This is a genomic window from Sphingomonas glacialis (assembly GCF_014653575.1).
GTDB lineage: Bacteria > Pseudomonadota > Alphaproteobacteria > Sphingomonadales > Sphingomonadaceae > Sphingomonas > Sphingomonas glacialis.
This window is the reverse complement of record NZ_BNAQ01000001.1, coordinates 1,130,535-1,144,167: the sequence shown is the minus strand read 5'-3', so window position 1 is coordinate 1,144,167 and position 13,633 is coordinate 1,130,535. Positions and strand designations below refer to the sequence as shown.

Below are 13,633 nucleotides of genomic sequence, written 5' to 3'. Positions count from 1 at the left end.
CCTCGAGACCTTTAATACCCAAACCGTGGTGGACATTAGTCCGGAAACGCCTGACCCTCAAGCCCAGTTTTGTTGCCTGATAGAATGAGTTTGCAGGAACGCTGCAAGGCGCAACGCCAAGGCTGCGTCAAAAGTTGCATAATCGGTCGGCCGGCCGAGCATCTCGGCGCTCGTCACCGCGAAGTCGGGGAGGCCGCAAGGCACGATCCCGCCGAAGTGCGCGAGGTTGGGCGAGAGGTTGACCGAAAAGCCGTGAAGCGTCACCCAGCGCCGAACGCGCACGCCAATCGCCCCGATCTTGGCCTCGACCGGGTCGCCGCCGAGCGGGCCAGCGATGTGCGTCCAGATGCCGACGCGGCCCGGCGCACGGAAGGCGGTGATGCCGAGATCGCCGAGCGTGTCGATCACCCAGCCTTCGAGACCGTGGACGAACTGGCGTACGTCACGCCCGCGCTTGTTGAGATCGAGCACGACATAGCCGATCCGCTGCCCGGGGCCGTGATAGGTGTAGCGCCCGCCGCGCCCGGTCTGCACCACCGGGAATTGCGGGTCGCGCAGTTCGCTCGGGTCGGCGCTCGTCCCGCCGGTGTAGACCGCAGGATGTTCGAGCAGCCAGATCAGCTCGCGCGCTCGGCCTTCGACCACCGCCGCGGCACGCGCCTCCATCTCGGCGAGCGCCTCGGCATAGGGGATCGGCGCGGGGGAAATGCGCCATTCGATGTCGTCGCGAAGATCGGTCACCTGCGCGATGTGGCCCGGCTGCAGGCCGGACGCAAGTGATTGGCAAGCGCGGCGGCGTCGGTCTAAGAGCGGGCGCGCGGTCGGGGCCGCGCGGTGAAGCGGGGAGGAACGACGTGAGCGTGACGATGAGCACCGTGTGGGATCGGACCACGGACTGCCTGAGCGAGCGCCGCGCCCCGATGCTGCCGATCGTGCTGCTCGGGCTGTTCGTGCCGCTGGCCCTGATCGGTACGCTGATGCCGCTGATGGGATCGAGCGGGCATGGCGGCGACCTGTTGCTCGGCATCATCGTCTTGCTGCTGTCGCTGCTGACGAGTTGGGCGGGGCTCGCGCTCACCGCGCTCTCACTCGATCCGGCGATTTCGCGCGTTGCCGCGGTGCAGGCCGCCAATCGCCGTTTCCTGCCCGTGCTCGGGATCGGGCTGGTGACGCTCGCGGTGGTCGTCGTGCTGGCGATGCCGATCGGGATCGTGCTTGGCCTGAGCGGGATGAACATGGCCGCGCTTTCTGCCGGCACGCTGCAGCCGGGCGACGTCAATGGCGGCGCGCTGGCGTTCGTCTCGCTCTACAGTGTTGTGCTGGCCGTGCTGCTGTTCTGGGCCTATGCGCGCTGCGTGGTGCTGGTGACCCCGATCGTGCTCGAGGAGCGGCGCGGATTGGGCGTCTATCGCCGGAGTTTTGATTTGACGCGGCATATCGCGTGGAAGGTGATCGGCGTGGTGATGCTGTACGGCGTGGTTTCGTGGGTCGCCTCGGCGGCGGCCAAGAGCGTATTCGGGACCGTGTTCGCGCTCGTCCTCGGCGGCGAGGGGACCGTCACGCTCGCCAGCATCCTGACGCAGATCGTCGTGGCGGGCGTCTCGACGCTGTTCTCGCTGCTCGCGGTGGTGTTCCTCGCCAAGCTGTATCTCGCCGCCCGCGAGGCGATCGTCGCGCGCTCATGAAGCTCGATGCTGCCGCCGTGCTGCGCGACGCCTGGGCGATGGCGAAGCGCGATCGCGACCTGTTGATCGCGGTCGGGGGCGTCTTCCTGCTGGTGCCGCGGGTGGCGCAAGTGATGTTCGTCGACCCGACCCCGCCGCTGCCTGCGTCGAGCTCGGATCCGGTCGCGCTGCAGGCGTGGCTCGATGCGGTCGCTCTGTGGTCGAGGCATAACGATCTGCTCGTGCTCGCGTTGACGCTGGCGTCGTTGTTCGGAACGCTGACGCTGCTGCTGCTCTATACCGATCGCGACCGCCCCGATGTCGCCGGCGCGTTGCGCAAGGCTTTGCCGCTGTTGCCGCGCTACATCCTGCTGGCGCTGGTGGTGACCTTCCCCGTCAACATCGCCTCGCTGCTGCTGATTCCGGGCCTGTATCTGAAAGGGCGGTTGATGCCGATCGGCCCGGCCTTCGTCGCCGAGCGGCCGCTCGGCGTGATCGCGGCGTGGCGGCGCAGCTTTGCGCTCACGCGCGGGCATGGCCTCACGCTGATGGCGTTTGCGTGCGTGCCGTTGATTGCGGGCGACGTGCTGGCGCTGCCGTTCGAATTGCTCGGCTCGGCGATGAACGGCGCGCCGATGGCCAACCCGGTCGTCGCTGCTGTGCTCGACGTGTGCAATGGCGGCGCGCGCAGCGTCGCGACGGTCGCCGCGATCCTGCTCGAGATCGCGCTCTACCGGCGGCTCAGAAGCGGAATCTGAGGCGCCGTCTCGGGCGGGAGATGCCCGGTGATGCGCGGATCGGCGAAGGTCTCGATCGTCCGCTGGATCGCGGTGAAGCCTTGCGCACGGTAGAAATTGAGCGCGCTCGGATGGTCGAGCGTGCAGGTGTGGAGCCAAACGCGCGCGATTCCCTTGGTCCAGGCGCGCGCGAGCGTTTCCGCCATCAGCCAGCGGCCAAAGCCCTGACCCGCAAGTTCGGGGATGAGCGCGAAGTACGAGATTTCGCATGTTGCGGGCTGGCGGAAGTCGAGCTCGACCATCCCCACTTCGATCCCCGCGGGATCGACCACGGCATAGATCGCAATGTCCGGATCATGAATGATCGCGCGCAGGTCGGCTTCGTCGATCACGAGGCGCGAGAACCATAGCCACGGCGCGCCGACGCGGCGGAACAGAACGCGGTAGCGATCGGGCGTCGGCGCCTCCCAGCGCGCGAGCCGTAGCCGCGAGGCGGGGAGGGGGCGCAGCGGCGGCTTGACCCGCATCTCGAGCGTCGTGACGATCGCCGCGACCTCTCCGTCGCGGACCGGGGTCAGCCCCATTGGCTCACGACCAGGTCGCGAGCGGCGGCAAGCTCATCAGGATCGCATCGATATTGCCGCCGGTCTTGAGCCCGAACAGCGTGCCGCGATCATAGACCAGGTTGAATTCGGCATAGCGCCCGCGCCATTCGAGCATCTGCGCCGCGTCGGCGGGCGTGAAGGGCAAGTTCATCCGCCGCCGCACGATCTTCGGGTATACGTCGAGAAACGCGCGGCCGAGATCCTGGATGAAAGCGAAATTGGCGGCGAAATTGCCCTCGAGATGGTCGCAGAAGATCCCGCCGACGCCGCGATGCACCTTGCGGTGCGGGATGTAGAAATAGTCCTCGGCCCATTTCGAATAGCGCTCGTAATAGTCCGCGCCGTGCGGGTCGCACGCGGCCTTCATCGCGGCGTGGAATTCGGCGGTGTCCTCGGGATAGGGCAAGGGCGGGTTGAGATCGGCGCCGCCGCCAAACCAGCGCTTAGTGGTCACGAGGAAGCGGCAGTTCATATGGACCGCGGGCACATGCGGGTTGGCCATGTGCGCGACCAGGCTGATGCCGGTCGCAAAGAAGCTCGGGTCTTCGGCCGCGCCGTGGATCGACTTGGCGAATTCGCCCTCGAACGCGCCACCGACGGTCGACACGTTGACGCCGACCTTTTCGAACACGCGTCCCTTCATCACGCCGCGCACCCCGCCGCCGCCGTCACCACCGCTCGGGTCGGTGCGGTCCCACGCGGTGTAGTCGAAATCGGCGTCCGAGCCGGCCTCGCGTTCGATCGCGACGAATTCGGCGCAGATCTGGTCGCGCAATTGCTCGAACCAAAGGCGGGCGGTGGTTTGTTCGGGGTCGAGTTGCATGCCGCTGTTGTGACGAGGGATCGCGCCCAAGTCGAGATGGCTTTCCACATCCTCCCCCGAGTTCCGGGGCAGATTTAGGCGGGCCAACCGCCGGTCTGGCGCAGCGCCTCGCTAAGCGCGATTCCCGCCGCCACCGCGATATTGAGTGAGCGCATTCCCGGTACCAGCGGGATCCGCACCGCAAGATCGGCCTGATCGTGCACCGCGTCGGGCACGCCGCTGCCCTCCGATCCCATCAGCAGCACGTCGTCGACGCGGAACGCTGCGGCGTCGAGCCGCACGCCGCCGCGCGTCGACAGCAGCACGATTCGCCCCGGCACCGTCGCGACGAACGCCTCCCAGTCGACATGTCGCCGCACCTCGACCAGTTCGGCATAATCCATCCCCGAGCGGGCGAGCGCCTTCTCGCTCCAAGTGAAGCCCGTCGGCTCGATCACGTCGACGCCGACGCCGAGACAGGCGCCGAGCCGGAAGATGGCGCCGACATTGCCGGCCATGTCGGGTTGATAAAGAGCAATACGCATGCCGCCCCGCTAGCACCCTTAAAATGCAGTTGGCAAAAGCTAGGCGGCCCGGCTAACAGAGCCCTCAAGCTTCCCCGATCGAGGGAAGCGTTCAGGCGTGCCTGTGGATCCGTCGTGCAGGGCGTCGTGTCAAAAATTGATCGCTCGACCGCGCGCAGTGGCGGGGGGCGAAGAACAAGGGCGAGTGGATGGCAAGCGGAAACACCCTGGACGTTCCCCTACACGAGGAACCGCACCATGACGGGGAGCCGCGACGTCGCGATTTCCTCAACATCGCGGCGGTTTCTGTCGCCGGCGTGGGCGCGCTCGCCATCGTCGTCCCCTTGATCAACCAGATGAACCCGTCGGCCGACGTGCTCGCGCTGGCGACGACCGAAGTCGATCTCAGCAAGGTCGAGGCCGGGCAGGGCGTCGTCGTGTCGTTCCGCAAGCAGCCACTCTTCGTCCGCAACCTGACGCCTGCGGAAATCTCCGCCGCCGACAAGGTCGACATCAAGTCGCTGCGCGACCCCGAAACGCTCGAGCAGCGCACGCGCGGTCAAAAGAACTGGCTGATTACGCTCGGCGTCTGCACGCATCTCGGCTGCATCCCGCAGGGCATCACCAGCGGCGAGGATCGCGGCCAGTTCGGCGGCTATTTCTGCCCGTGCCACGGGTCGCAATACGACACGGCGGCACGCATCCGCAAAGGCCCGGCACCGAAGAATCTGCTCGTGCCGGATTACAAATTCACGTCGCCAACGACGGTCGTGGTGGGTTGAGGATAGCGATATGAGTTTTCCCTGGGCCAAGCATTACGAACCCAAGAGCGGGTTCACCAAATGGATCGACCAGCGCTTGCCGCTCCCGCGGCTCGTCTACGGCGCGGTCGGTGCGGGCTATCCCGTGCCGCGCAACCTCAACTATTTCTGGAACTTCGGCGTGCTCGCCGGCGCGGCGCTGGCAATCCAGATCGTCACCGGCATCGTTCTCGCGATGCACTATGCGGCCAATGGCGGCGTGGCGTTCGATTCGGTCGAGCACATCATGCGCGACGTCAACGGCGGCTGGTTCCTGCGCTATGCGCACGCCAACGGCGCCTCGATGTTCTTCGTCGTGGTCTATATCCACATCTTCCGCGGCCTCTTCTACGGATCGTACAAGGCACCGCGCGAGATGATCTGGCTGCTCGGCGTCACGATCTTCCTGCTGATGATGGCGACCGCGTTCATGGGCTACGTCCTCCCCTGGGGGCAGATGAGCTTCTGGGGCGCGCAGGTCATCACCGGCTTCTTCTCGGCGATCCCGGTGGTCGGCGAGACGATCCGGATCTGGCTGCTCGGTGGATACGCCCCCGATGACGCGGCGCTCAACCGCTTCTTCTCGCTCCACTACCTGCTGCCGTTCGTGATCGCGGGCGTCATCATCCTGCACATCTGGGCGCTGCACATTCCCGGCTCGAACAACCCGACCGGCGTCGACGTGAAGGGCGAGCAGGACACCGTCCCGTTCCATCCGTATTACACTGCCAAGGACGGCTTCGGGCTCGGCGTGTTCCTGTTCATCTTCGCAGCGCTCTTGTTCTTCGCGCCCAACAGCCTTGGCCATCCGGACAACTATATCCCGGCAAACGCGCTGCAGACGCCGGCGCACATCGTCCCCGAATGGTATTTCTGGCCGTTCTACGCGATCCTGCGCTCGTTCACCGCGGATTTCCTGTTCATTCCGGCCAAGCTGCTCGGCGTGCTCGCGATGTTCGGCTCGATCCTGATCCTGTTCTTCCTGCCGTGGCTCGACAGCTCGCCGGTGCGGTCGTCCAACTATCGCCCGCTGTACCGCATCTTCTTCTGCGTCCTGGTGGTCGACGTGCTGGTGCTCGGCTGGGTCGGTGGATCGGAGATCTCGCCGTTCAAGGTCGCGCTCGGGCAGATCACCGCAGCCTATTATTTCGCACACTTCCTGATCATCCTGCCGATCGTCTCGCGCGCCGAGCGGCCGCAGCCATTGCCGAACTCGATCACCGAGGCGGTGCTGGCGAAAAAGGGTGGCACCAGTCCGGCTCATACCGCGCTCAGCGGTAGCCCGGTTCCGGCCGAATAAGGGGCATTCAGACCAATGGTTCGCGCAATCGCAATCCTCATCGGCGCCGGTATCGTCGCCTGCCTCGCCTGGGCGCTGTTTGGCACCGTCTCGGGCGCCATCACCGACCCGGCGCCCCCCACCGCGGTCGAGGAATTCCATCGCCATCCCAAGGACGTCGAGCTCGCCTCGAACGGCTTGCTCGGCACGTATAACGAGCGTCAGCTCCAGCGCGGCCTGCAGGTCTACAAGGAAGTCTGCTCGAACTGCCACTCGCTCAAGCACGTCGCGTTCCGCGACCTGACCCAGCTCGGCTATTCGGCAGGCCAAGTGAAGAAGTTCGCGGCGGACTGGGCGGTCAAGGCCAAGCAGTTCGACCCCAAGTCGGGCGACACGACCGAGCGTCCCAACACGCCGGCCGATTATTTCCCGGCGGTCTATTATCCCGGCACCGGCAACCCGCCAGATCTCTCGCTGATCACCAAGGCGCGGCATGAAGGCCCGGCCTATGTCTATTCGCTGCTGACGGGGTATCAGGATCAGCCGGCCGCGTTGCTCAAGCACTTCCCCGACGCGAAGGTGCCCGACGGCCTCTACTACAATCCGTATTTCGCGAACCTCAACCTCGCGATGCCGCCACCGCTGACGCAGGATGGGCAAGTCACCTATCTCGACGGCACCAAATCGACCGTCGACCAGAATGCCAAGGACGTCGCGGCATTCCTGACCTGGGCGGCCGAGCCAAACCTGCCGGCACGGCATGGCTATGGCCTCGCAGTCCTCGGCTTCCTGCTGCTGTTCTGCGTGCTTTCCTACGGCGCCTATCAGAACATCTGGCGCGACATTAAGCACTGATCCATACGTCGCCCCGGCGAAAGCCGGGGCCGCTGCGTTGACTCGCGGAACGCCTGGTTCGCGAACCGACATAACGGCCCCGGCCTCCGCCGGGGCGACGAGGAATTTTCGTGTCCGACAATGACGACCTCAAGGCGCTGATCCGGACGATCCCGGACTTCCCCAAGCCCGGCATCCAGTTTCGCGACATCACGACCTTGCTGCTCGACCCGCACGGCTTTGCGCAGGCGATCATGCGGATGGCGGCGACGACGCTCGGGCCGATCGATCTCGTCGCCGGGATCGAGGCACGCGGCTTCATCTTCGCCGCCGCACTCGCCCGCCCGCTAAACGCCGGCGTGCTGCTGATCCGCAAGGACGGAAAGCTGCCCGGCGCAACGATCGCCGAGGATTACGCGCTCGAATATGGGACCGACCGCATCGTGATGCATGCCGATGCGCTGGCACCTGGCAAGCGCGTGTTGCTGGTCGACGATCTCATCGCCACCGGTGGTACCGCGCGCGCCGCGCTGCGGCTGCTGCGCAAGGCAGGCGCGGTGGTCGAACAAGCGCAGTTCCTCGTGGATCTGCCCGATCTGGGCGGCGCCGATGCGTTGCGCGCCGACGGCGTTACGGTCGATTCGCTGATCGCCTTTCCCGGGCACTGAGCACCGGACAGGAACCAAGCACGGGCCGCCGGGTTGAGGATCAACCCCCGCGCCCCGCATGATGTCCGGCGCGTCGTCCAGCAGGAACGCGCCATGTCCTTTATCAAGCTAACCCTCGCCGCAGCCGCCCTTGTCACCGTCGGCGGCCTTTCGGGCTGTGTCGACGATTACGGTTATGGCGGCGTCCAGGTCGGCTACGGCGCAAGCGCGTGGGATCCCTATTATGGTGGCTACAGCGCCGATCCGTATTGGGGCTGGCAGGGCGACTATTATTATCCCGGCTCGGGCTATTACGTGTACGATCGCAACAATTACCGCCACCGCTGGAACGACCAGCAGCGTGGCTATTGGCAGGGGCGCTCGCAGCAGTGGCGTGGTGCGCGGCGCGAGATTCGCCCGATGTGGCGGGATTACGGCATCCAGGGGCGCCCGGGCGGCGGGTTCCGCGGGTCGCCAGGGCGCGGGCCACAGGGCGGTGGCGGCTATCACGGCGGCGGCAATCGCGGCGGTGGGCGTCACCGCTGATCGTCAGTCGTCCTTACTGAATCCGCCGCGTCGAACCATTACGCGGCGGGTCGGGTGCGAATGAGGCCGATCGAGACGAAGGTCATCACCGTGACATCGTCCTGGTTGAGCACGGTCATCCGGCTGCGATAGCTCCCCATCTCGGGCCGGCTCTGCGATGCGCGCTTGTCGAGGATTTCGGTTTCGCAGCGCAGCGTGTCGCCGGGATAAACGGGCTTGAGCCAGCGCAGTTCGTCGATCCCGGGCGAGCCGAGACCGGCTTGATCGTGTGCCTTGAGGTTCTCGACAACCATCGCCATCGTCATCGCACAGGTGTGCCACCCACTCGCCGACAGCCGGCCGAAATGCGTCTCGGCGGCGGCCGCATCGGAGAGGTGGAACGGCTGCGGATCATAGGCCTTGGCGAATGCGACGACCTCGTCGTGCAGCACTGCATACTGGCCGAACGACGCTTTGGTACCGACCACGATATCTTCGAAATATTGCATCGCGCGAGTGTCCGTCGCGCGCGCGTTGAAGGCAAGCGCTACTTGGCGAGCGCCGCGCGGAACGGCGCGTCGTCGCCGTCGAGTCCGGTCCCCGCGGGCAGGCCGAGCACATCGCGGATCAGCGGCGCGACATCGACATTGTCGAAACCGGGCAGCGTCCCGAGCGGCTTGATCGCCGGGCCGCTGGCGATGAACAGCGCGGCCATTTCGGGCGCGGTATTGTCGAAGCCGTGATTGCCGCCGGGCTTGGCATCGGGCTTCGGCTTACTCGCGGTGAGCGACCAGCCCGTCTCGGCCAGGCAGAAATAGGGCGGCACGCGCGGGTTGGCGCCGTAGTGCAGCCGCGCCGGGATCTCGCGCTTGCGCCAGCAATCGTAATGCGCGTGATGGCCGAGCAGCGCCCTTTCGAGCGCCGCCTCACGTCCCGGCACCGCATAGAGGCTGGCGAACGGCCCCGATTCGAACAGGCGATAGTCCGCCGGGTTGGCAATGCTGTCGAGCGCGATGGCGCGTGCCGGGCTGGTCGCCGCCATGCCGTGATCGGCGACGATTACCAGATTGGCAGGCTGGCCGAGCGCGCGCAGGCCCGAGACGAGCGCTCCGATCTGGGCGTCGACCTGCTTGACCGCTTCGGTCGTCTCGGGCGCGTCGGGGCCAAAGCTGTGGCCCGCACTATCGACGGTATCGAAATAGAGCGTGATGAAGCGCGGGCGCTGCGCCGCCGGACGGCGCAGCCAGTCGAGCACGCCCGCCACGCGCTGTTCGCCCGGCACCGCCTGGTCGAATGGCCACCAATCCTCGGGGCGCACCCCGCCATTGGTCGCGCCGTGACCCTTGAGTGTGCCGCCCCACGCGACGTTCGAACCCGGCCAGAACATCGTCGCGCTGCGCACTCCCCCGCGCTCGGCAGTGACCCAGAGCGGCTCGGCGGCGTTCCACCAGAAGGGGTCCTTCGAATCCTCCATCGTGAACTTCTCGCCCGGCCGCGCGACGTCCTCCATCGCGTTCGAGACGATGCCGTTGCGATCGGGCCGGAGGCCGGTGACGAGCGTCCAGTGATTCGGGAAGGTCTTGGAGGGGAAAGACGGCCGCATCGCCGCGCTGATCCCGCTTGCGGCGAGCGCATCGAGGTTCTGCGTCACCCCGCGGGTGCGGTAATCGGGGCGGAAGCCGTCGATCGAGACGAGGATCGTGACGGGCGTCCGCGCTTCCTCGCGCAGCGCGCTGGGGCGTGGTCCGGGGGCGGGCGCGGTGACGCAGGCCTGGAGAGCGGCGCACAGGGCGGCGGCAAAGATCTTGGTGGTAAAACGCATGTGCGATTCCCTGCGACACGATTGCGTCGGCGCTATGACAGGGTGCGCTGGGCGCGCCTAGCGGGCGCCGCCTGCTGTTCTCCCTTTTGATCCTCCTTCTTCCCCGGCGAAGGCCGGGGCCCAGTCGTGGAACGATGGCGAGAAAGCGCGGCGCTCGCTTGCGATCGGCTCGCTCCCGGACCCCGGCCTTCGCCGGGGAAGAGAAGAAGAAAAGGGGAAAGGGTAGACGAGAAGGGCAGGCGCGATGGTGCGCCTATCCCCCCAGCGAGACCTTGGCGAACAGGCTGACGCTCACCGGCATCTTGCCATACGCGGCGTCGAGCGCCGCCGGCTTGGCGAACACTCCGACCGAACCGCCGAGCGCGAGATCGAACGGCCCGACGAACGGCAGCCGATAGGCATAGCCCCCCTCGAGCTTGCCGACGCGGAACTTGCGGTCGTGCAGCGGGTCGGTCCGGTCAGGGAACAGCTCGTCATTTGCGACATTCTCCGCGCGCGCGAAGACCGTGTGGTGCCGGTCGATGTCCCAATTCGCCTCGGCGAGCCATGCGGTCAGCGTGCGCCCGGGCAACAGATGTTTGTTCGAGAAAGCGAGCAGCGCCGAGACGCCGTGCTGCGCATATTGCACGCTCGCGGTGGTGCGCGCTTCGTCGCGGTCGGGCTCGAGCTGTTCGGGGCTCTTGAGCCGGCCGTGGCTGACCTGCACCGCCCAGGCGGGCGAGGGGGTCCAGGTCGCGCGCACGCTCCACGAATCGAGGCTGGGGCGCTCGATGTTCCAGCGAAACTGGTCGGGCTCGCGTCCGCGAAACGCCGAGGCCTCGAGCTGCCAGCGCGGCGCGGCATAACCGAGCGTCACCACGCCGTAGCTGATATGCGTGCTGTCGAACCAATGGTGCGTGATCGGCGAGAGCGGCTGATAGGTCGCCGAGGTGCGGTGCATGAACGCCGACGGTCCGATCGCCGGCTCGGCGACGGGACCGCCATAGACGAACACGCTGCCGGGCCCGGCATCGACATCGAGCCGCGCCGACAGCTCCATGAAGAGGTCGTGCGGATGCTGGCGATCGGTCAGCTGGATCCTGCCGTCGGCGGTTTCGCCGGTGGCGAAGAGGTTGGGGTAGCCCTTCGCGCCCATCGCTGGTTCAAGGCTCATCATCGAGCGCAGCTGCAACCGCGCTCCGCCATAATCCCGCGCGGCGGAGAGCATCGCCATCGAGGTGACGAACGCTTCGTTCTCGCCGCGCGGCCCGCCCTGGTCGGTATAGACGCCCCAGGCATAGCCGTGGAGCATCAGCATCCAGTCGCCCGCCATGAAGTGCGACCCCCGCATCGCCCCATCGTTGCCGGGGTTGCGCGCGGTGCCCGAGCCTTCGGCATAGGCACCGTCGGGCGGGCCCATCGTCATGCCGGGCATGGCAGCCATGTCTTGGCCGGTGTGCTCGGTGTGGCCGACGTGGTCCGCGTGGTCGACCTGCCCTGTGGCGGCGGGGGCTGCCGGCGGCATCGCCATGCCAGGCATCGCCTCGGATGTCGGATCCGTGGCGGCATCCCCGGCTTGCTTCGCCGGCGACGGCCGGGGCGAAGGCGTGGAGGTGGGTGTCGGCGCGTGCTGCGCGTGATTTTCAGCCGCTCGCGACTGGGCCCCGGCCTTCGCCGGCGAAGCGGAAGGGGGGAGGGGGGGAGTGGCGGGAGCCGTGGCGGGCGTATGCACGGGTGAAGCGTCATGCTGATGCACCGGTGCCGGAACCGCGCGTTTCGGCTTCGGCTTGGCGGGCATCGGCATGTCCATCTTCATGCCGGGCATCATCTGCGCGAGCGCGCCCGTCGGCAGCAACGCCGCCACGGCACAGCCCGCGATCATCATCGATCGAGTCATTGTCGGTCCTCACGAACAAGAAAGCAAAGCGGGCACATGGCCCGCCGGTTCAGGCTTTCGAGCGCGGAGGGGGCAAAGCGGGCGGCGTGCCCGACGCCGGGTCGAACGCCGCGGCAACGATGCGCCGTGGCGGTGCGGCGGGTGCCAGCGGCGCGGTTACGCCGCGCGCGGCAAGGCTCGCGGGCGGGATGCAGCCGATGCACATGTGCGGGATGGTCGCATGGTCGTCGCGGACCGGCACGGCGTGGCCGGCATGATGCATCGCCGTGGCCTTCGGCGCGGGCGCGTCATGGCACGGCGCGCTCGCGAATGCCGGGAAGGCAAAGGCTGCCAAGAGCAGCGCAAGGATCAGGCGGGCGAACACGGGAACAGCGCTACGCCGTGTCCGCCCGCACGACAAGGTCAGACGTTGAAGCGGAAGTTGAGCACGTCGCCGTCATGGACGACATACTCCTTGCCTTCCTGACGCAGCTTGCCGGCATCGCGCGCGCCGGTTTCGCCGCCAAGCGCGACATAGTCGTCATAGGCGATCGTCTCGGCACGGATGAAGCCGCGCTCGAAATCGGTGTGGATCTCGCCCGCTGCCTGCGGGGCCTTGGCGCCGGCATGGACGGTCCAGGCGCGCGCTTCCTTCGGGCCGACGGTGAAGAAGGTGAACAGCTTGAGCAGCCGATAGCCCGCGACGATCACGCGCGTCAGGCCGGTCTCGGTCAGCCCGAGCTCGGCCAGGAACTCGCCGCGCTCTTCGGCGGCCATCGTCGCGATCTCGGCTTCGATCGCGGCGGAGACGACGACGGCTTCGGCGCCCTCGGCCTTGGCCTTTTCGAACACGCGCGCCGACTGGCTGTTGCCGTTGGCGGCGCTCGCTTCCTCGACGTTGCAGACATAGAGGACGGGCTTGGCGGTGAGCAGCCGCGCCTGGCTGAAGGCGCGCGTCTCGTCCTCGTCCTTCGGCACAGTCAACCGCGCGGGCTTGCCTTCGCGCAGCAGTTCGAGTGCTTGCCCCAGGACCGAGGCGGCGACCTTCGCCTCCTTGTCGCCCTGCGTCGCCTTTTTGAGCAAATTGGGGACGCGCTTTTCGAGGCTCTCGAGGTCCGACAGCATCAGCTCGGTCTCGACCGTCTCGGCATCGGCGATCGGATCGACCTTGCCCTCGACATGCGTGACGTCGTCATCCTCGAAGCAGCGTAGCACGTGGACGATCGCATCCACCTCGCGGATGTTGCCGAGGAACTGGTTGCCGAGCCCTTCGCCCTTCGACGCGCCGCGCACGAGCCCGGCAATGTCGACGAAGCCGAGCTGCGTCTCGATGATCTTGGCCGAGCCCGCGACCGCGGCGAGCTTGTCGAGCCGCGGATCGGGCACCGCGACGTTGCCGACGTTCGGCTCGATCGTGCAGAACGGATAGTTCGCCGCCTGCGCCGCCGCGGTCTGCGTCAGCGCGTTGAAGAGGGTGGACTTGCCGACATTGGGCAGCCCGACGATGCCACAGCGAAAACCCATGATATTCCTTGGTGT

Annotated in this window: 16 protein-coding genes; 7 read left to right on the top strand and 9 right to left on the bottom strand. The window is 66.9% G+C overall.

The features are described 5' to 3' along the window. Positions 1–57: 57 nt before the first annotated feature. Positions 58–741: a lipoyl(octanoyl) transferase LipB gene (gene lipB / locus IE187_RS05475; RefSeq protein ID WP_189675371.1), complete on the bottom strand. Its 684-nt coding sequence runs from the start codon at positions 739–741 to the stop codon at positions 58–60. A 125-nt stretch (positions 742–866) separates the two neighbouring features. Between lipB and IE187_RS05470 the strand changes: the two genes are divergently transcribed. After that, positions 867–1,685: a DUF7847 domain-containing protein gene (locus tag IE187_RS05470; protein ID WP_229839271.1), complete on the top strand. Its 819-nt coding sequence runs from the start codon at positions 867–869 to the stop codon at positions 1,683–1,685. Then, positions 1,682–2,422, top strand: coding sequence for a hypothetical protein (locus IE187_RS05465; protein WP_189675369.1), 741 nt, complete (start codon positions 1,682–1,684; stop codon positions 2,420–2,422). Before IE187_RS05470 ends, IE187_RS05465 begins: the two co-directional genes overlap by 4 nt. Here the strand turns inward: IE187_RS05465 and IE187_RS05460 are convergent. The 3 genes from IE187_RS05460 to IE187_RS05450 all read right to left on the bottom strand — a co-directional run bounded on the left by IE187_RS05460 (position 2,395) and on the right by IE187_RS05450 (position 4,353). Further along, positions 2,395–2,985: a GNAT family N-acetyltransferase gene (locus IE187_RS05460; protein ID WP_189675368.1), complete on the bottom strand. Its 591-nt coding sequence runs from the start codon at positions 2,983–2,985 to the stop codon at positions 2,395–2,397. The two genes, IE187_RS05465 and IE187_RS05460, sit on opposite strands and share 28 nt — an antisense overlap. 4 nt (positions 2,986–2,989) lie before the next feature. Then, positions 2,990–3,829 carry an oxygen-dependent coproporphyrinogen oxidase gene (hemF, locus tag IE187_RS05455; protein ID WP_189675367.1) on the bottom strand — a complete coding sequence of 280 codons (840 nt, stop codon included), beginning with the start codon at positions 3,827–3,829 and terminating at the stop codon, positions 2,990–2,992. Between the two features lie 74 nt (positions 3,830–3,903). Next, positions 3,904–4,353, bottom strand: coding sequence for a tRNA (cytidine(34)-2'-O)-methyltransferase (locus tag IE187_RS05450; RefSeq protein ID WP_189675366.1), 450 nt, complete (start codon positions 4,351–4,353; stop codon positions 3,904–3,906). Positions 4,354–4,541: 188 nt separating this feature from the next. On the opposite strand from IE187_RS05450, the gene petA reads away from it, so the two are divergent. The 5 genes from petA (at position 4,542) to IE187_RS05425 (ending at position 8,438) form a co-directional block, all read left to right on the top strand. After that, on the top strand, positions 4,542–5,114 hold the full coding sequence (gene petA, locus IE187_RS05445; RefSeq protein ID WP_133189719.1) for a ubiquinol-cytochrome c reductase iron-sulfur subunit: 573 nt from the start codon (positions 4,542–4,544) through the stop codon (positions 5,112–5,114). 10 nt (positions 5,115–5,124) lie between these two features. Continuing rightward, complete coding sequence (locus IE187_RS05440) at positions 5,125–6,432, top strand: cytochrome b (protein ID WP_189675365.1); 1,308 nt, start codon at positions 5,125–5,127, stop codon at positions 6,430–6,432. A gap of 15 nt (positions 6,433–6,447) precedes the next feature. Next, the gene (locus tag IE187_RS05435; RefSeq protein WP_133189715.1) at positions 6,448–7,266 is read left to right on the top strand and encodes a cytochrome c1; all 819 of its coding nucleotides are present in this window, start codon (positions 6,448–6,450) and stop codon (positions 7,264–7,266) included. Positions 7,267–7,376: 110 nt separating this feature from the next. Continuing rightward, entirely contained in the window at positions 7,377–7,913 is a 537-nt protein-coding gene (locus tag IE187_RS05430; RefSeq protein WP_189675364.1) for an adenine phosphoribosyltransferase, read from the top strand. A gap of 93 nt (positions 7,914–8,006) precedes the next feature. Continuing rightward, positions 8,007–8,438: a hypothetical protein gene (locus IE187_RS05425; protein ID WP_189675363.1), complete on the top strand. Its 432-nt coding sequence runs from the start codon at positions 8,007–8,009 to the stop codon at positions 8,436–8,438. A gap of 38 nt (positions 8,439–8,476) precedes the next feature. On the opposite strand, the gene IE187_RS05420 is transcribed toward IE187_RS05425, so the two are convergent. From IE187_RS05420 to ychF, 5 genes are all read right to left on the bottom strand, one after another. Further along, positions 8,477–8,926 carry a MaoC family dehydratase gene (locus IE187_RS05420; RefSeq protein ID WP_189675362.1) on the bottom strand — a complete coding sequence of 150 codons (450 nt, stop codon included), beginning with the start codon at positions 8,924–8,926 and terminating at the stop codon, positions 8,477–8,479. A 38-nt stretch (positions 8,927–8,964) separates the two neighbouring features. Further along, positions 8,965–10,239 carry an alkaline phosphatase family protein gene (locus IE187_RS05415; RefSeq protein WP_189675361.1) on the bottom strand — a complete coding sequence of 425 codons (1,275 nt, stop codon included), beginning with the start codon at positions 10,237–10,239 and terminating at the stop codon, positions 8,965–8,967. Between the two features lie 253 nt (positions 10,240–10,492). Then, entirely contained in the window at positions 10,493–12,115 is a 1,623-nt protein-coding gene (locus IE187_RS05410; protein WP_189675360.1) for a hypothetical protein, read from the bottom strand. 49 nt (positions 12,116–12,164) lie between these two features. Then, positions 12,165–12,479: a hypothetical protein gene (locus IE187_RS05405; RefSeq protein WP_229839236.1), complete on the bottom strand. Its 315-nt coding sequence runs from the start codon at positions 12,477–12,479 to the stop codon at positions 12,165–12,167. A gap of 38 nt (positions 12,480–12,517) precedes the next feature. After that, positions 12,518–13,618 (bottom strand): redox-regulated ATPase YchF, encoded by a 1,101-nt coding sequence (gene ychF / locus IE187_RS05400; protein ID WP_189675359.1) that lies wholly within the window; start codon positions 13,616–13,618, stop codon positions 12,518–12,520. Positions 13,619–13,633 lie beyond the last annotated feature (15 nt).

What these genes read in the sequence shown, in the direction of transcription:
- petA (WP_133189719.1), top strand. Translation starts at nt 4,542, where the DNA reads ATGGCAAGCGGAAACACCCTGGACGTTCCCCTACACGAGGAACCGCAC.
- IE187_RS05465 (WP_189675369.1), top strand. Translation starts at nt 1,682, where the DNA reads ATGAAGCTCGATGCTGCCGCCGTGCTGCGCGACGCCTGGGCGATGGCG.
- IE187_RS05460 (WP_189675368.1), bottom strand. Translation starts at nt 2,985, where the DNA reads ATGGGGCTGACCCCGGTCCGCGACGGAGAGGTCGCGGCGATCGTCACG.
- IE187_RS05410 (WP_189675360.1), bottom strand. Translation starts at nt 12,115, where the DNA reads ATGACTCGATCGATGATGATCGCGGGCTGTGCCGTGGCGGCGTTGCTG.
- IE187_RS05470 (WP_229839271.1), top strand. Translation starts at nt 867, where the DNA reads ATGAGCACCGTGTGGGATCGGACCACGGACTGCCTGAGCGAGCGCCGC.
- IE187_RS05440 (WP_189675365.1), top strand. Translation starts at nt 5,125, where the DNA reads ATGAGTTTTCCCTGGGCCAAGCATTACGAACCCAAGAGCGGGTTCACC.
- ychF (WP_189675359.1), bottom strand. Translation starts at nt 13,618, where the DNA reads ATGGGTTTTCGCTGTGGCATCGTCGGGCTGCCCAATGTCGGCAAGTCC.
- hemF (WP_189675367.1), bottom strand. Translation starts at nt 3,829, where the DNA reads ATGCAACTCGACCCCGAACAAACCACCGCCCGCCTTTGGTTCGAGCAA.
- IE187_RS05435 (WP_133189715.1), top strand. Translation starts at nt 6,448, where the DNA reads ATGGTTCGCGCAATCGCAATCCTCATCGGCGCCGGTATCGTCGCCTGC.
- IE187_RS05425 (WP_189675363.1), top strand. Translation starts at nt 8,007, where the DNA reads ATGTCCTTTATCAAGCTAACCCTCGCCGCAGCCGCCCTTGTCACCGTC.
- IE187_RS05450 (WP_189675366.1), bottom strand. Translation starts at nt 4,353, where the DNA reads ATGCGTATTGCTCTTTATCAACCCGACATGGCCGGCAATGTCGGCGCC.
- IE187_RS05415 (WP_189675361.1), bottom strand. Translation starts at nt 10,239, where the DNA reads ATGCGTTTTACCACCAAGATCTTTGCCGCCGCCCTGTGCGCCGCTCTC.
- IE187_RS05420 (WP_189675362.1), bottom strand. Translation starts at nt 8,926, where the DNA reads ATGCAATATTTCGAAGATATCGTGGTCGGTACCAAAGCGTCGTTCGGC.